Origin of the sequence: Streptomyces sp. NPDC001914, assembly GCF_042891215.1 — a bacterium.
In the GTDB taxonomy this organism is placed as follows: Bacteria; Actinomycetota; Actinomycetes; order Streptomycetales; family Streptomycetaceae; genus Streptomyces.
On record NZ_JBIASW010000015.1, the window covers coordinates 70,295 to 87,538 of the forward strand.

At 73.5% G+C, this 17,244-nt stretch carries 11 protein-coding genes and 1 pseudogene; 5 read left to right on the forward strand and 7 right to left on the reverse strand.

Annotated features, from left to right (window positions below):
• Positions 1 to 115 precede the first annotated feature (115 nt).
• Complete coding sequence (locus ACFYYF_RS32450) at positions 116 to 928, reverse strand: DUF4190 domain-containing protein (RefSeq protein WP_388781040.1); 813 nt, start codon at positions 926 to 928, stop codon at positions 116 to 118.
• Positions 929 to 1,738: 810 nt separating this feature from the next.
• Here ACFYYF_RS32450 and ACFYYF_RS32455 point away from each other — a divergent pair.
• Together ACFYYF_RS32455 and ACFYYF_RS32460 are read left to right on the forward strand one after the other, a co-directional pair.
• A pseudogene (locus ACFYYF_RS32455) lies at positions 1,739 to 2,887 on the forward strand (adenosine deaminase); the annotation flags it as partial.
• Between the two features lie 18 nt (positions 2,888 to 2,905).
• Positions 2,906 to 3,589 carry a glycerophosphodiester phosphodiesterase gene (locus tag ACFYYF_RS32460; RefSeq protein ID WP_388781041.1) on the forward strand — a complete coding sequence of 228 codons (684 nt, stop codon included), beginning with the start codon at positions 2,906 to 2,908 and terminating at the stop codon, positions 3,587 to 3,589.
• Positions 3,590 to 3,597: 8 nt separating this feature from the next.
• Here the strand turns inward: ACFYYF_RS32460 and ACFYYF_RS32465 are convergent, their stop codons facing one another.
• The 6 genes from ACFYYF_RS32465 to ACFYYF_RS32490 form a co-directional block, all read right to left on the reverse strand.
• Positions 3,598 to 4,125, reverse strand: coding sequence for a hypothetical protein (locus tag ACFYYF_RS32465; RefSeq protein ID WP_388781042.1), 528 nt, complete (start codon positions 4,123 to 4,125; stop codon positions 3,598 to 3,600).
• A gap of 63 nt (positions 4,126 to 4,188) precedes the next feature.
• Positions 4,189 to 5,553 carry an FAD-dependent oxidoreductase gene (locus ACFYYF_RS32470; RefSeq protein WP_388781043.1) on the reverse strand — a complete coding sequence of 455 codons (1,365 nt, stop codon included), beginning with the start codon at positions 5,551 to 5,553 and terminating at the stop codon, positions 4,189 to 4,191.
• Positions 5,554 to 5,742: 189 nt separating this feature from the next.
• Positions 5,743 to 6,252 carry a hypothetical protein gene (locus tag ACFYYF_RS32475; protein ID WP_388781044.1) on the reverse strand — a complete coding sequence of 170 codons (510 nt, stop codon included), beginning with the start codon at positions 6,250 to 6,252 and terminating at the stop codon, positions 5,743 to 5,745.
• Positions 6,236 to 6,727 (reverse strand): RNA polymerase sigma factor, encoded by a 492-nt coding sequence (locus ACFYYF_RS32480; protein WP_388781112.1) that lies wholly within the window; start codon positions 6,725 to 6,727, stop codon positions 6,236 to 6,238. Before ACFYYF_RS32480 ends, ACFYYF_RS32475 begins: the two co-directional genes overlap by 17 nt.
• 95 nt (positions 6,728 to 6,822) lie before the next feature.
• The gene (locus ACFYYF_RS32485) at positions 6,823 to 7,461 is read right to left on the reverse strand and encodes a class F sortase (protein ID WP_388781045.1); all 639 of its coding nucleotides are present in this window, start codon (positions 7,459 to 7,461) and stop codon (positions 6,823 to 6,825) included.
• Positions 7,458 to 7,853, reverse strand: a complete 396-nt coding sequence (locus ACFYYF_RS32490; RefSeq protein WP_388781046.1) for a sortase-dependent protein — start codon at positions 7,851 to 7,853, stop codon at positions 7,458 to 7,460. Before ACFYYF_RS32490 ends, ACFYYF_RS32485 begins: the two co-directional genes overlap by 4 nt.
• Before the next feature lie 440 nt (positions 7,854 to 8,293).
• Between ACFYYF_RS32490 and ACFYYF_RS32495 the strand changes: the two genes are divergently transcribed.
• From ACFYYF_RS32495 to ACFYYF_RS32505, 3 genes are all read left to right on the forward strand, one after another.
• Entirely contained in the window at positions 8,294 to 10,855 is a 2,562-nt protein-coding gene (locus ACFYYF_RS32495; RefSeq protein ID WP_388781047.1) for a S8 family serine peptidase, read from the forward strand.
• Complete coding sequence (locus tag ACFYYF_RS32500) at positions 10,855 to 13,818, forward strand: FG-GAP repeat domain-containing protein (RefSeq protein ID WP_388781048.1); 2,964 nt, start codon at positions 10,855 to 10,857, stop codon at positions 13,816 to 13,818. Before ACFYYF_RS32495 ends, ACFYYF_RS32500 begins: the two co-directional genes overlap by 1 nt.
• A gap of 79 nt (positions 13,819 to 13,897) precedes the next feature.
• The gene (locus ACFYYF_RS32505) at positions 13,898 to 17,233 is read left to right on the forward strand and encodes an ATP-binding protein (protein ID WP_388781049.1); all 3,336 of its coding nucleotides are present in this window, start codon (positions 13,898 to 13,900) and stop codon (positions 17,231 to 17,233) included.
• Positions 17,234 to 17,244 lie beyond the last annotated feature (11 nt).

Here is a 17,244-nt window from a genome sequence, read left to right on the forward strand (position 1 = left end):
TGGATCGGGCCGAGCGCGTGCCGACCGTCCCGGCCGAGCGCGTGCCGACCACGGGTCCTTCCACGGGTGAGCCCGCCACGGGCCCTTTCACGGGTGAGCCGGGCACGGGACCGGTTCACCGCCGGGGTATCACCAGGGACGTGGAGAAGCCGTCGTCGCCGCCGGTGCCGCCGCGGCGGTCCTCGTCCGAGGCGTTGACGATGACGAGGACGAGCACGACGACCGCGAGGACCAGCCCGACGGTTCCGCAGATGACCCCGGCCAGCGCCTGCCCGGGGTTCGTGGCCTCACCGCGACGGGCCTTGGCCCCGCCGATGAGGCCGAAGATCACGGCGAGGACGCCCAGCACGATCGCCAGCGGCCACACGATGAACAGGACCGCCGCGATGATGCCCAGCACCAGCCCGGCCGTTCCCAGCCCGTTGCTCGGCATGGGCTGCCTCACGGGCCAGCCGTAACCCGGCGCGCCCGGGTAGCCGGCACCGGCGGGAAAGCCGGGGTACTGCGGGTAGCCGCCGTAGCCGTACGGGACGCCGGGGCCGCCGGGGGCGATCGGCGGCGGGGGGACGGGCTCGCCGGGGACGGGCTGCGGGTAGGGGGTGCGGGGCGCCGGCGGCGCGAAGGGGTCGCCCCAAGGCCCGCCGGGGTTTCCGGCTCCGGGCGGCACCGGTGCGGCGCCGGGCAGCGAGGTGATCGTCGGCAGCCCGTACGCCGGAGGGGGCGCGGCACTCCCCCGTACGTTCCCGCCGGACGAGGCGATCTCCTCCGGCGGAGCCCAGGGGTCGGACGCGGACCGGGGGCCGGGGCCGGGCTTCCCGAGGGAGATCCGGGCGTCGGGGCCGGGGCCCTGCGCGGGCACGGAGGGAGCGGCCGCGCCGCCCGCCGGAGGTCCCGCGTCTCCCGGCCGGGCGTCGAACGCCCTGTCCACCCACAGCGCGGCCTCCTCGGGCCCGGAGCCGGCCTCGGCACCCCGGCCACCGCCCAGGCCGGCACCCGAACCACTGCCCCGACGCCCATCGCGACCGCCGTCCCCGCCGTCGTCCGGTCGAGGCACCGCCCAGCCGGGGCCGGCGGCGGGGGCCGCGTGAGGCGAGCCGGCGGCGGGGGCCGCATGGGGCGTGCCGGGAGCGGGTGTCGCGTGGGGCGTGCCGGGAGCGGGTGTCGCGTGATCGGAGCCGGCCGCGGGGGTCGCGTGAAGCGAGCCGGCCGCGGGAGTCGCGTGGGCCGAGCCGACCGCACGTGTCACGTGATCGGAGCCGGCCGCGGGACTCGCGTGAGGCGAGCCGGCCGCAGGTGTCACGTGATCGGAGCCGGCCGCGGGACTCGCGTGAGGCGAGGCGGCCGCAGGTGTCACGTGATCGGAGCCGGCCGCGGGGGTCCCGTGAGGCGAGCCGACCGCGGGAGCCGCGTGATCGGAGCCGGCCGCGGGGGTCGCACGGTCCGGACCGGGCGTCGGGGCGTGATCCGCCCCGGGGGTCGCGTCCTCGGCCGGGCCCGAACCCGGCACTCCGCTCTCCTCGGGTGACCCGCTCCGCGCGGACACCGGGGTTCCGCCTCCCGGCGGAGCCCACGCACCCGCGTCGCGCGGGGCCGCCGGCCTCTGGGCGTCGTCGGACATGTGCGAGTCCCCTCTCTCGTACGTTCCGTCATGCTACGGCCCGAGCCGCTCCGCGAATCTCCCTCGCACCGCGGCCCGCTCGCTCCACGCGGGGCACACCGGGCCCGGGCGACGCACGCCGCCTACGATGATCCCGAACCGTCGATCAGCCGATCACCCGCGTCCCGCCCAACCCGGCCCAGGGACGCCGCTCCGGGGAGGAACCCGTTGACCGAGCACATCACCGCACACGAAGACGCCCGCGACCTGCGCACCTTCATCGCCGGGCTGCCCAAGGCCGAACTGCACGTCCACCACGTCGGATCCGCCTCCCCGCGCATCGTGTCCGAGCTCGCCGCCCGCCACCCCGACTCCCGGGTGCCCACCGACCCCGAAGCGCTGGCGGACTACTTCACGTTCACGGACTTCGCCCACTTCATCGAGGTGTACCTGTCCGTCGTCGACCTCATCCGCACGCCCGAGGACGTACGGCTGCTGACGTACGAGGTCGCCCGCGACATGGCCCGTCAGCAGGTGCGCTACGCCGAACTGACGATCACTCCGTGGTCGTCCACCCGGCGCGGAATCGACGAGCGCGCCTTCATGGACGCGATCGAGGACGCCCGCAAGGCCGCCGAGGCGGATCTCGGTGTCGTCCTGCGCTGGTGCTTCGACATCCCGGGCGAGGCCGGCCTGGAGGCCGCCGAGGAGACCGTGCGGCTCGCGACCGACGACCGGCTGCGGCCGGAGGGGCTCGTCTCCTTCGGGCTCGGCGGCCCCGAGATCGGCGTGCCGAGGCCCCAGTTCAAGCCCTACTTCGACCGTGCCCGCGCGGCCGGACTGCGGTCGGTGCCGCACGCCGGTGAGACGACGGGCCCGGAGACGGTCTGGGACGCGCTGAACGTCCTCGGCGCCGAGCGCATCGGCCACGGCACGAGTTCCGCCCGGGACCCGCGGCTGCTCGCCCATCTCGCCGAGCACGGCATCGCGCTGGAGGTCTGCCCGACCTCGAACATCGCCACCCGTGCCGTCCGCACCCTCGACGAACACCCCGTCAAGGAGTTCGTGGCGGCCGGTGTGACGGTCACCGTCAACTCGGACGACCCGCCGATGTTCGGCACCGACCTGAACACCGAGTACGCGGTCACCGCCCGCCTCCTCGGCCTCGACGAACAGGGCGTCGCCGGGCTCGCCAGGAACGCGGTGGAGGCCTCGTTCCTGGGCGCGGCGGAGAAGGCCGAACTCGCCGCGGAGATCGACACGTACGCGGCGAGCTGGCTCGCGCTCTGACCAGGTCACAATGGCCCCATGCGCACCGTGACCGCAGTCGCCCACCGCGGCGACCCCTATCGCGTCCGTGAGAACACGATCGACTCACTGCGTTCCGCGCTCCGAGGGGGCGCGGACGCCGTCGAGATCGACGTACGGCTGACGCGCGACCGCGTACCCGTCCTGCTGCACGACGCGACGCTCAGGCGTCTGTGGGGACACGACCTGCCGCTGGGTTCGCTCTCCGGCGACGAGGTGCGCGGACTCACGGCGGGCGGTGTGCCCACGCTGGCGGAGGCGCTCGGGGCGACCGGCGACAGCAGGGTCATGGTCGATCTGCCGGGAGCGGTGGACGTGCGGGTCGCGCGCGAGGTCGTGGACGTGGTGCGGGCGTGCGGGGCCGGGGAGCGCGTGTACTACTGCGCGTCGGCCCCCGCCATGCTCGCGGTGCGGGCCGCCGACGCGTCCGCGGAGATCGCGCTGACCTGGACGAGCCTGGCCCCGCCGCGCCCGGGCCTGCTCGACGCCGTACGCCCGCGCTGGCTCAACTACCGCTTCCCGCTGGTGAGTCCAGGGCTCGTGGCCCGCGTCCACCGCGGCGGGCACCTGCTGTCCGTGTGGACGCCGGACACCCGCCGCTCCATGCGCCGTCTGCTCGACGCGGGGGTCGACTCGATCACGACCAACCGGATCGACGCGCTGACCGCCCTGCGCGGGGACTGAACCGGGCGTCAGACGGCGGGCGCCGGCACGGGCACCGGGCCGGCGCCGAGCGCCTCCAGACGCTTGATCTTCTTCCGGACGACGTACAGCGGGATCACCCCGAAGATCCCGAAGGACATGTCGACGACCGTCCACCAGAACGGGATCCCGCGGATCGGTCCGCAGATCAGGGCCAGCGGGACGATGCCCGCGCAGGCGATCATCCCGAACTCGACGACCCAGATGTTGCGGACCGGATCGCGGTACGGGCCGTAGAACGCGACCGCGATGACGAGATGCGCGAACGCCAGCCAGTCCGTTCCGTAGAGCAGGAAGGGGTATTGGGCGTCGGCGGAGTCGAGGCCGCGGCGCACGCGCTCGATCCAGTCCGTCAGTGCGGGCAGGTGCTCCGGCACGGACAGGACCCGGAGCAGGTCCTCGGTCCAGTGCAGTTCGTGCACCAGCGGGAAGGCCGTGGCGCCGCTCAGCACCAGGCTGACGACGAAGAAGGCAAGCCAGACACGGATGCCCCGGAGCAGGGCGGCTCTGTCGCTCATACCGGGAGCGTACGCCCCGACTTGAACGCGTTCAAAACCGCCCCCGTCCGGGGCTCCGGCGACTCAGGCGCCGCTCTCCCGCAGCATGTCCTCGCGCTCGACGAGCTTCACGCGCTCGCGGCCCTGCGGTTCGCCCAGCGCCTTCTCCGCGGCGTCGAGCTTGTACCAGCCCTCCCACGTGGTGAAACGGACGTCGCGCTCACCGAGGAAGGCGTCGACGGCCTCCGGCTCGGGCGAAGTGGGCGCGAGCAGACGGCCGTTCGCGTGGTCGTCGAGCAGGCTCGCGACCGTCTCGTTGGCGTCGCCCTTGGTGTGACCGATCAGACCGATGGGGCCACGCCGGATCCACCCGGTGACGTACGTGGACTTCAGGTGCTCGCCGGTGTCCTCCAGCACCCGGCCGGCCGCGTCCGGCACCGTGCCCGACTCGACGTCCCAGGGCAGCTTGGCCAGGCTGTCGGAGAGGTAGCCCACCGCGCGGTAGACCGCGCTGACGTCCCAGTCCTTGAACTCGCCGGTGCCCTTGACGTTCCCGGTGCCGTCGAGGGCGGTGCGCTCGGTGCGCAGACCGACGACCTCGCCGTTCTCGCCGAGGATCTCGGTGGGCGACTCGAAGAAGTGCAGGAACAGCTTGTGCGGGCGGTCGCCGGTGTCGCGGATCGCCCAGTTCTCCAGGGTCTTGGCGACCATGTCGGCCTGCTTGTTGCCGCGCCGCGTGGCGATCGAGCCCTCGTCGTAGTCGATGTCCTCGGGGTCGACGATGACCTCGATGTTCGGCGAGTGGTCCAGCTCGCGCAGTTCCATCGGGCTGAACTTCGCCTGCGCCGGACCCCGGCGGCCGAAGACGTGCACTTCCAGGGCCTTGTTGGCCTTGAGTCCCTCGTACACGTTCGGCGGGATCTCGGTGGGCAGCAGCTCGTCCGCGGTCTTGGCCAGGACGCGGGCCACGTCCAGGGCGACGTTGCCGACACCGAGGACGGCGACCTTCTCGGCCTCCAGCGGCCAGGTGCGCGGAACGTCCGGGTGACCGTCGTACCAGGAGACGAAGTCCGCCGCGCCGTACGAGCCGTCGAGGTCGATGCCGGGAATGTCGAGGGCCCGGTCGGCCGTCGCGCCGGTCGAGAAGATCACCGCGTCGTAGAAGGCGCGCAGATCGTCGAGGTTGATGTCGCGCGGGTAGTCGACGTTGCCGAAGAGGCGGATCTGCGGCTTGTCGAGCACCTGGTGCAGGGCGGTGATGATGCCCTTGATCCGGGGGTGATCGGGGGCGACGCCGTAACGGATGAGACCGAACGGGGCCGGCATCCGCTCGAACAGGTCGATGGAGACACCGGGCTCGGCGGCCACTGCGGATTTCAGCAGCGCGTCGGCGGCGTAGATTCCGGCGGGGCCGGCTCCGACAATGGCTACCCGCAGAGGGCGAGGCATGATCAGATTCCCTTCGAGCAGGGGCAGAGGACTCGACGGGAAGCCTAAACTGAGGCAAACCTAAGTCGGTAGGCGGGTCCAGGCTATGACCTCATAAGCACGACTTATGGGTGTTGAAGGACTGCTTTATGGGTGCCGGCCAACCCTGTCACCGGCCCCCGACGGTCACCTCTGGTCCACCCTGGACGGTCACCTCTGGTCCGCCCCGGACGGTGTGGGCACGGCCCCGGTCCGGACGGCGGACGGTCCCGCGCTCGCGGGCGCGGAGGTCCGCGCGCCCGACGGAGTGCGGGTGGGCACACCGGTCGTCCGGGGCGTGGACGCGGCGGCGGGAGGCGCGGTCCGGCGCGAGGAGCCGGTCGCACCGGGGCGGGGGCCGGTGCGTCCGGGCGAGACCGACGGAGTGGGCTCGGCCGGGGGGCCGCTCGCGGGCGGCGGGGCCAGCGGCGCCACCGGGGACACGGGCGCCCCGGGCGCCCCGGGCGCGGCCGACCGGAGCGGCAGCACGACGAGCACCCCGAGGGCACACGCCACCGCGGCCCCGGCCGCGGCGCGCAGCAGCCGGCGGCGGGACGCGCCCCTGCGGATCGCCTCGTAGCGGCCGGGCGGCGGCGAGAGGTACTCGGACGGGGGCCGCATGATGACGGCGAGCGGGTCGTCGGGGCCGAAGTCCGGACCGTCGTCAGACTGTGCGATCAAGACTTCTCCTCAGGTGGGCGCGGAGCATTTCGCGGGCCGCGTGGAGATCGGCCTTGATCGTTCCTTCCTTGCGCCCGGTCAGCGCGGCCACCTCCCGGATCGGCATGTCAGCGTAGTAGTGCAGCAGGATCGGGACGCGCAGCCGTTCGGGCAGCGACTGCACGAGCAGGCGCACGGACGGATCGGCCTGCTCGTTCGGCGGGCCGACGACGACCTCGGCGGTGGCCCGGCGCACGGCCCTGCGCTCCCGCTCCAGCTTGCGCCAGTGGTCCCGGACGAGGTTGGCCGCCGTCACGTAGAGGAACCCCCGCGGCTCGGCCACGGTGGTCCAGCGGGACCAGAGCCGGGTGAACGCCTCCGAGGCGATCTCGTGGGCCGTCCCGTCGTCGTCGACGAGACGGCGGCACCAGCCGGCGAGGCGCGGATAGAGGGCGGCGAACAGCTCGGACGCCGCCCTCTCACGGGACCCTTTCAACATTCTCCATGGTCGTGACGGTGCCGGGAGCGCAAGGATCCCGGGCCGCGGGGGTACGGTCCGCCGGCCCAGGATCCCGGACAGCCGGCCAGGGGTCAGGGGCTCGCGGAGGTCAGCGCCGCGAACACGATCACGTTGTCGCGGTAGCCGCCTGCGGAGCGGGGACCTCCGCAGGTGATGAGCCGCAGCTCCGGGCGGTCCACGTCGCCGTAGACCGCCTCCGACGGGAAGTCGGCCTTGGCGACCGTACGGACCTCGTCGACGGTGAACCCGGCCGACCTGCCGTTCTCCAGACGTACGACGATCCGGTCGCCGCGGCGCAGGCGCGCGAGGTGACGGAACACGCCGTCGCCGTACGAGCCGACCGTGACGTGGCCGAGGATCACCGACGGGCCCGGCCGGCCCGGCGTCGGCGAGTACCGGTACCAGCCGGCCCGGTCGTGTGCCGTGACCGGGGGCACCTGCGCACTGCCGTCCGGGGCCAGCCCGAGCCGCGTCAGCGGGGTGTCGACCCCGATGGCGGGTATCCGCAGCCCGACCGGCACCGAACGCGCCATCGCACGCGGCGGTTTCCCGGCGGGCCGCGCGACCGTGGACGTGCCGCCCGGCCGTGCGGTCGCGGACGTGCCGCCGGGCCGCGGGTGCGTGGACACGGTGGCCGGGTGGCCGCCGCAGCCCGCGAGCAACACGGCCGCCGCCGTGGTGACGAACGCGCGCCTGGAGAGGGGCGTCATTCCCCGGTCGCCCGCCGACGGCGTACGGCGAGGACGCCAGCGCCCGCGGCGAACACGGCGGCGGCGCTCCCGCCGACCAGCCCGGCCGCCGGGCCGGAGGACGGCGTCGCGGTCGGCGTCACCCCGGTGTCGGGCGCTCCGTTCGGCCGGACGGAGACCTGCCGTGAAGCCGGCGCCCGCGTCGGCGCGGCGCTGGGAACGGCGGAGGGCGCCCGGGTCGCGGTGGGGCTCGCCGGGGCGGGGGCCGCGGTGGGGCTCGCGGGGGCCGGGGCCGCGGTGACGCTCGGTCGGGTGGAGGGGCGCGGGGAGGCCCCGTCGGCGAACGCGGGCACCGTGCCCACCAGCACGGCGGTGCACGCGAGTGCCGTGGCACTGAAAACGGTTCGGCGCATGGATCGCTCTCTTTCGTCGGTCCGCCCGCCGGTGGAACGGCGGGCCGGTCACGGATCGAGCGGAGAGACGAGCGGGCGGCGGACCGGGTTGTAAAGAGCGGGCAAAGGCGCCGCGCCCCGCCACGCAGCACGGCGTGGCCCGGCTCAGCGCGGCATGGTTCGGCGCAGAACCGCATGGCGCGGCGCGGCACAGCAGCCGCGCGGGTCGGGAATTCGCTGGTGACGAAGGCGAATTCGCCCGAGAGGAACACCGCCTCCATCCGCCCGTACGTCAACACCTCCCGGAGTTCCGTGGTGTTGACGCGAGCACGAGGCACACCCGGCGCGATCCGCCCTGGAATGAGGCCGGTTGTCCGGCCTCCGCGAACCCTGTAATGCCCGAGTAACGGCGTCTCCCTAGCGTCCGTGCTCCCCCTACCGTTCCCGGAGGAGCACCCCCGATGCACCTGCCCCAACCTCCCCGGCGCAGAGGCGCCGTCTGGGCGGCGGCCGCCTTCACCGCGACCGCCCTGCTGACCGTGTCGACCCCCGCACTCGCCGCCGGCACCGCCCCGTCGTCGGCCGAAGTCGACTCCGCGCTCACCGCCGCCGTGGCCAAGGGCGGTGACGCCACGTTCTTCGTCGTCCTGAAGGACCAGGCGGACCTGTCCGGCGCCAGGAAGCAGAAGACGCACGCCGCGAGGGCCAGGGCCGCCTTCAAGGAGCTGCGCGCGACCGCCACGGACAGCCAGGCCTCCCTGACGTCCTTCCTGGACGAGCGGAAGGTCGGCCACAAGGACTACTGGATCGCGAACGCGGTCCAGGTCACCGGCGACCAGGACCTCGTGAACGACCTGGCGAGGCGCGCGGACGTCGCCTCGATCGTCAAGGAGCAGCACTACAAGCTCGACGACATCGAGACGGCCGACAGCAGGATCACCGCGTCCCGCACGGACTCCGCCGCGAGCGGTGACGACACCCCCGAGTGGGGCGTCGCGGACATCAACGCCGACGACGTGTGGAACCAGTACGACGACCGCGGCGAGGGCATCGTCATCGCCAACGTCGACTCCGGGGTGCAGTACAACCACCCCGACCTCGTCGCCCAGTACCGGGGCAACAACGGCGACGGCTCCTTCACGCACGACTACAACTGGTACGACCCCACCGGCCAGTGCGGCACCAGCGGTGTCCCCTGCGACAACAACGGCCACGGCACCCACACGATGGGCACGATGGTCGGCAAGCACGGCATCGGTGTCGCGCCGAACGCCAAGTGGATAGCGGCCAAGGGCTGCGAGTCCTCCTCCTGTTCGGACGAGTCGCTGCTCGCGGCCGGACAGTGGATCCTCGCCCCGACCGACCACAACGGCCAGAACCCGCGCCCGGACCTCGCGCCGAACATCGTCAACAACTCCTGGGGCGGCGGCGACACGACGTTCTACCAGGACATCGTCGAGGCCTGGAACTCCGCGGGCATCTTCGAGGCGTTCGCGGCAGGCAACGACGGTGACGGCAAGACCTGCTCCACCGCGCACGCCCCCGGCTCGCAGGCCCCGTCCTACGGCGTCGGCGCGTACGACTCCACCGGCACCATCGCCTCCTTCTCCGGCTTCGGCCCCTCACTCGTCGACGGTTCGATGAAGCCGAACATCTCGGCTCCGGGTGTCAAGGTCGAGTCCACGTGGCCCGGTTCGTCGTACAACACCGAGTCCGGTACGTCGATGGCGACCCCGCACGTCGCCGGTGCCGTGGCCCTGCTGTGGTCGGCGGCCCCCTCGCTGATCGGCAAGATCGACGAGACGCGCGCGCTGCTGAACGAGGGCGCCCGTGACGTCGACGACACCCACTGCGGCGGCACCGCCGACATGAACAACGTGTGGGGCCAGGGCAAGCTCGACATCCTCGCCTCCGTCGACAAGGCCCCGCACACCGCGGCCGTCGTCACCGGCAAGGTCACCGACAAGGCGAGCGGCGCGGCCCTCGGCAACGTCACCGTCAAGGCAACCGGCACCGGCGGCGACGTCCGCACGGTGACCACCGCCGCCGACGGCACGTACAAGCTCCCCCTGCCCGCCGGCACGTACTCCTTCGCGTTCAGCGGCTACGGCTACGCGAACGGCTCGGTCGCCGATGTCACGGTTACCGACAACCAGGCCCTCAGCGAGGACTTCGCGCTGACCGCGGTGGCCTCGCACAAGGTCGGCGGCACCGTGCTCGACGTCACCGGAAAGGCCCTCGCGGGCGCCACGGTCGAGGTGACCGGGTCCCCGGTCGCCGCGGTCACCACCGACGCCAAGGGCACGTACTCCTTCGCGAAGGTGGCCGAGGGCACCTACGGTCTGACGGTCAAGCCCGCGGCCCCAGTCCTGTGCAACGGCGTCTACACCGGCACCGCCACCGTCGCCTCGGCCGACCTGACCAAGAACGTCCAGGTCCCGGCCCGCACCGACAGCTCCGGCAACAGCTGCGCCCCGGCCGCGTACTCCTGGATCGCCGGTTCGAAGAGGGTCTCCCTGACCGGTGACGAGGACTCCGCGACCGTCGCCCTGCCCTTCCCGGCCAAGCTGTACGGCGTCTCGTACTCCTCCGCCTCCGTCACGACCGACGGCCTGGTGAACTTCCTGTCCTCACGCGTCGGCGACTACTCCAACACCGCGCTGCCGACGACCGGCGCGAACGGCGTGAAGGGCATCGTCGCCCCGCTGTGGGACGACCTGACCCTCGACAAGAAGTCGTCGGTGCAGACCGCCACGACCGGCACCACGGGCAACCGCAGGTTCGCCATCGTCTGGAACAACGCCGCCTACGCCAACGGCACTTCGGGCCGCTCCTCCTTCGAGGTCGTCTTCGAAGAGGCGACCGGCGCGGTGACGGTCCAGTACCAGTCGGTCGCGGACAAGGGCGCGGGTGCCACCGTCGGCATCGCGAACCAGTCCGGCACCGACGCCCTCCAGTACTCCTTCAACCAGTCCGTGATCGCCGACGGCACCGCCGTCCGCTTCGCGCAGGGAGCCAAGTGATGAGCGCCCCCCAGTCCCGGCGGGCCCTGCGGCTCGCCTCCGCCCTGGTCGCGGCGGGCCTGTGCCTGAGCGTGAGCCCGCAGGCCCTGGCGGCCGACGACAGCGGTTCGGCCATGAAGCTGACCGGCGCCGAGGCCGCGAGCCTGACCGACCGGGTCGCCGTCGACCCGTACGGCGACACCGCCGACGACAGCACCGTGAGCCCGAAGTCCGACGAGACCTCCGCCGCCCTCGACGCGGCGAAGTCCGTCGAAAGCGGCTCGACGCTCGACGGCTCCTCGACCGCCGGCTCGTCCGCCGACGCCGTCGACCCGAAGACCAAGGTCACCCTGACCGCCGGCTCCACGCTGGAAGGCGTGCGCGGCATGGGCGCCACCGTGCCGGTCGGCAAGAACGGCGGCTACTTCACCTTCAACAGCATGGGCTATGTGCAGCGGCACACGGCCGACGGCAGTGAGACATGGGCGCGCACCAGCAGCTCGTTCTTCACGGACTGGCAGGTCAAGCCGACGCAGCCGTGGCGGATCGAGCCGTACCCGGCGCAGATCCTCATGGGCTACAACGCGGTGTCGCCGTTCGCCGCCAACTCCGACAACGGCTACTCCACCGGCGACCTGACCGGCGACGGCGTGCCGGACGTGGTCTTCTCCGCGCAGGTCGGCACGACGCCGTACCCGCGTCCGTTCACCTCGCCGGGCTCGTCGCTGACCACCGGCACGTTCGTGACCGTCCTCGACGGCACGACCGGAAAGACCGTGTGGTCGAAGCTGTACAACCGCGCCTCCATGGTCAAGATCGTCGACGGGACCCTGCTCGTCGCCGACGCGCCGCGGATGAGCGGTGACTCCAAGGTCCCGGCGGCCGCCACGGCGACCCTGACGGGCATCCGCTTCTCCTCCGCGGACGGCGTGCTCACGCCGGCGCAGACCTGGACGTACGACACCGGCGAGGCCCGCAAGGCCAACTGGGGCGACATCCAGGACCTGGGCAAGGGCAAGATCGCCGTCTCCTGGAACCTGGCCAAGGCCACCGGCGTCGACGCGCGCGGCCGCACCCTCGTGCTCGACACGGCGGACGGCTCCGTCACCTGGCAGACCGACAGCATGCTCTACGGCCGTCAGCTGCGCGTGGACGCGGGCCGGGGGCGGATCGTCGCGCTGGAGCAGCAGGACTCCACGGACGCCGTGCACTACGAGGTGGCCTCCTACGACCTGAAGACCGGTCACCGGGCCACCCTGGAGGGCCGCGACAACGTCCTGCCCACCGCGCTGACGGTCGGCGACCTCACCGCCAGGGACGGCGACGAGTACGCGGTCGCCGAGTCCTCCCTCGACGCGGACTACTACGTCAACGCCAGCACCGTGCGCGTGCTGAACGGCTCCGACCCGGACACGCTGCTGTGGTCGAGCACGGTCAAGCGCGACGCCGGCAACTCCAAGGACGCGGCGAGCGTCTGGCGCCTCCAGGTGGCCGACGGCAAGCTGGTCACCTCCGCCCAGGACGACCGCGAGATCAACGGCGCGGGCAACCCCGGCGGCGGACGGTACGCGTCCCTGACTGTGTACAACGCCAAAGGTGTGGTCGGCTGGCAGAGCCGGGGTGTCGCCGCCGCGCCGATGTACCAGGACGTGTTCAGCGACAGCGCGGGCACGCACGTGCGGATCGTCGACCAGGCGGCGAACGTCCGCACCTTCAAGCTCGCCAACGGCAAGGCCGAGGGCGAGACGCCGCTGATGGGCGACATCGCGTACGCCCGGGCCACCGACCTGAACAAGGACGGCAAGAACGACGTCGTCATGGCCGGCTCGTCCGACGGCGTGTGGGCCTACTCGGGCCCGTCGCTGGTGAGCGGCAAGCCCGAGAAGCTGTGGCAGGCCACCGTGCCCGGCGCGGTGCACGACGTCGAGACCGGTGACGTCAACGGCGACGGCAAGCCGGAGGTCGTCGTCGCGGCCGACACCGCGGTGGTGGTCCTCAACGGGAAGACCGGCAAGACCCTCGCGACCATCGAGGGCGGCGAGGGCCAGTACGTGCGCTCGGCGAAGCTGGCCGACCTGGACGGCGACGGCGAGCTGGACATCCTGGTCCCGACCGACGCCCTGCGCGCCTACTACGGCGACGGCCACGCGCTGTGGACGTACAGCGCGCCCAAGAGCGCCGGGGACGTGCGCTTCACCGATCCGTCGGTGAACGACGGCAAGGTGTACGCGGCATACGCGAGCCTCGACGCGTACGACCTGGACAGCCCGGTGACCGACGCCGTGGCGCTCAACGCCAAAACGGGCAAGGCCCGCTGGGACCTGGCGCCGAAGGCCCCGTCCGACGCGGTCGGCCCCGTCCGCACCGCCACCCCGAACGACGGCATCCTCGCGTCGAAGGAGATCCCGTACGCGGACGGGCACGCGGTCGTCTACTCGTGGAACGTCATCGCCCCGCTCAAGATCAACGGCGCCGAGTCCCTCAGCCCGCGGAACTACTTCGAGATCCGCGACGGCCGGACCGGTGAGGTGCTGCACTCCGGCTACGCGGGCGGTCTGTGGACGCACTTCAGCTACTGGGCCGAGGACGGGGTGCTGTACGAGGGGGGCACGGCCGCCTTCCGCCGGTACGAGGCCGACGGCAAGGACAGCCAGGCCGGAGTGGTCGCGCAGTCGTACGGCGGCGGCTCCATGACCGGACCCGGCGGCCGCAGGCTGCTCATCGCCGGTGTCGACGGCGGGCTCCAGATGTGGGACCCGAGCATCTTCGACAGCTCCGACACCTGGTCGGGCGCCGTAGGCGGCGTCACCCTGATGGGCGCGCGCAACTACCTCGCCGCCGACCTGGACGGCGACGGGGTCGACGAGGCGCTGTCGCTCGCGGGCGACGACCACGGTTTCGACCGGACGGCCGAGGAGTTCGGCGGCCGCTACTACATCCCGAACAACGCCATCCACCAGGTCGCCACGTACAAGCTCTCCTGACCCCTTCTCCTCCGCTCGACCGGACCCCCTGGGCCTTGCCCAGGGGGTCCTCAGCGTGCTCGGTTACGCTGTCGCCGACATGAGCGCGCACGAGGCGAACGGGACGGAATCCACCGCTCCACTGCTTCGCCTGCGCCTTTTCGGCGGGTTTCACGCGACTCGCGACGGCGGTCCCGAACTCGCCGAGAAATGGCCGAGACCCGGCGCCCGGGCCCTGGTCAAACTCCTCGCCGTCGTCCCCGGCCACCGGCTCCACCGCGGCCAGGCCATGGACGTCTGCTGGCCCGACGCCGACGCGCAGGCCGCCGCGGGCAGCCTGCGCGTCGCCCTGCACGCCGCCCGCCACGCCCTGGAACCCGAACTCGCCAGGCGGGCCGCCTCCTCGTACCTCATCTCCGACGGCACCCTGCTCCACCTCGACCCGGCCACGGTGTGGATCGACGCCGACGACGCCGAGACCGCTGCGCGGGCCGCCCTCGCCGACGGCGGCGTGGCCGAACTGACCGACGCGCTCGGCCGGTTCACCGGTGAGATCCTGCCGGAGGACCGCTACGCGAGCTGGGCCGAGGAACGACGCGGACAACTTGCCCTGCTGCGTGAGCAGTTGCTTCTGCGGCTCGCCGAGGCGCACCTGGAGCGGGGCGCCTTTGCCGAAGCGGCGGCCGTGGCCGAACAGGTCCTGGCCCTCAGCCCCGCCGAGGAACTGGCCCACCGCGTCCTCATCGACGCCCTGCTGCGCCAGGGACTGCGCCGCCAGGCCGTCCGCCGCTACCACGCCTGCCACGAGGTCCTCTCGGCGGAACTGGGCGTGCGGCCGGGCCCGGAGACGGAGCGGCTGCACCGGGCGGCACTGGCCGCGGCACCCGCCCCCGTCCCCACCGCCCCCTCGCTCCCCGCCCCGCTCCGGGCCACCCGCACCGAGCCTCCGCTGCGCGGCCGGGACACCGTGCTCGAACGGCTCCTCACGGCGGACGGCCCGCCCGTCACCCTGCTCAGCGGCGAGGCGGGCGTGGGCAAGACCCGCCTGGTGAGCGAGGTCGCCCGGCGCGCGGCCGCGGACGGCACGGCCGTGCTGTGGGGCGGCGGCCAGGACGCCGAGGGGCACACGCCGTACGGGGCGTTCGCGGAGGCGCTGGAGGGCTGGCTCGCCGGGCACAGCGCCGCCGAACGGGCCCGGGTCGGCGCCGAGTACCCCGAACTGGCCTCGTTCCTCCCCTCGCTCGGGCAGGTGGGAACCTCCGGCGAGCGCAGTCCGGAGGAGGAACGGGACCGGCTGTTCCGTGGCATCTCGGCACTGCTCGGCGACCTCGCCGCGGCCCGCCCGGTACTGGTCGTCCTCGACGATCTGCACGCCGCCGACACCGGCTCGTACCGCCTGCTCGGCCATCTGGCCCGCCGGGCCGCGGAGCGGGACACGGCCCTGCGGTTCCTGGCCACCTACCGCGAGGAGGAGCTGCCGGACGGCGACGCCCGCCGCTCGGCCGTGGCCTCGCTCCTGCGCCGGCGGCACGGCGTACGCGAGGAGCTGAGCCGGCTCGACAAACAGGCGTGCCTGGCCGTCGTGCGCGACGCGGCCACGGACGCCTCGCCCGAGGACCGGGTCCACCGGGTGTGGGAACTCTCCCTCGGAAACCCGCTGTTCGCCCTCGAACTCGCCCACGGCCTGGCCGACGAGGACGGCACGGCCCTCGCACCCGAAGGTGTACGAGGACTGGTGGCCGACCGGCTCGTACGGCTCGACGCGGACGCGCGCCGCGTCGTCGAGGCGCTCGCCGTGGCGGGCGGCGACACCGCGCTGTCCGAACTGCTCGATGTCGCCGAACACGGGCTGCACCCGCCGGTGGCCGGCGCCGCGGCCGCCGACGCCCTGGAACAGGCCATCGCCGCCTCGCTCGTGGAGGAACGGCCCGTCGTGGTGGCCGGGCGGTCCGAGGAAGGGGTGGCCTTCCGGCATCCGCTGGTCCGGCTCACCTGCTACGAACAGCTCGCGGGGGTCCGCCGCAGGCAACTGCACGCCGCCTTCGCGCAGGCGGTCCGGCGGCGCCGTCCCGACGCCGTCGACACCCTGGCCTCCCACTTCGCCCGCGCCGACGACCCGCGCGCGGCCGAATACCTGCGCCGCGCGGCGGAGCGGGCCGCGGCCCTGTACGCGAACGACACCGCCGACCGCTACTACCGCGACCTGGTGGCCCGGCTGGACGTCGACGCCGCCCGCGCCCGGCTCGCCCACGCCCATGTCCTGCGGAGAATGGGACACTTCGAGCAGGCGGCCGACGCCCTGCGGCTCTCCCTGGCGGAGTTCGAGCGGCGCGAGGACCGCGACGAGGCCGTCCTCACCTCGGCGCTGCTCGCCGAGACCCTGGCCAGGACGAGCGCCCCGGCAGCCGCCCGCCGCACCCTGCGGGAACACCCGGTGACCGCGGACACCGGGCCGGAACCGGCCGCCGGGCACTTCCTCGCGCTGTCCGTGGTCCGCTGCGTCCAGGGCCGGTACACGGCCGGGCACGAAGCCGCCCGGCAGGCCCTGACCGCGGCGCGGAACGTGCCGGGAGCGTCCGGCCAGCGGCTGGTGGCCCGCTCGTTCGCCATGCAGGCCGCCAACCTCGGGCTCGCCGGCCGCTTCGACCAGGCACGCGCGGCGGGCGACCAGGCCCTGGCACCGGCCGAGGCGTACGGCGATCCGACCCTGCTCGGCTCGGTCCTGTCGATGCTGCGCGAGAACGCGCGGCGGGCCGGCGGACTGCGCGAGGCCGTCGAGATCGGAACCCGCGCGCTCGGCCTCGCCGAACGGTCGGGCGATCCGACGGCCGCCGCGTTCGAGCGCGGGAACCTCGCGGAACTGCGGCTTCTGCTGGAGGAGCCCGGGCCGGCCCTCCTCCTCGCGGAACAGGCGGTCGCCGGCGCGGGGGCGTACGACGCCTGGTGCCTTCCGTACGCCCTCGCGACCCTGGCCCGCGTACGGGTCTTCACGGATGCGGCAGCGGAGGCCGTGCCCCTCCTGGACCGGGCGGCGGCGGTCGCCGCCGAGCTCGGGGACCGGCAGGCCGAGCACGAGGTGCGCACGGCGCGCGCCGAGCTCGCCCTGCGCACCGGCCGTCCGGACCAGGCGCTGCGCGCCCTGGACGGTCACACCGAGGACGCGCCGGTCCTGGTGGCCTGGGCGGAGCTCCTGTCCGGGCGGGCCGAGGCCGCCCTGCGGCTCGCGCGCGCCGAGGCGGCCCGGGCCGAACGGACCGGGGAACGTCTCACCGAGGTGGAGGCGCGGATCGTCCTCGGGGCCTCGCTGTCGCGGCTCGCCCCGGCGCGGGAGGGCGCGAAGGAGCTGACGCGGGCCGAGTCGCTGGCCCGGTCGCTGCCCTATCCGGCCGGGACCCGCCGGCTGGCACGGGCCCGGGCCCTGCTGGCCGGACTCTGAGCCCGGCCGGG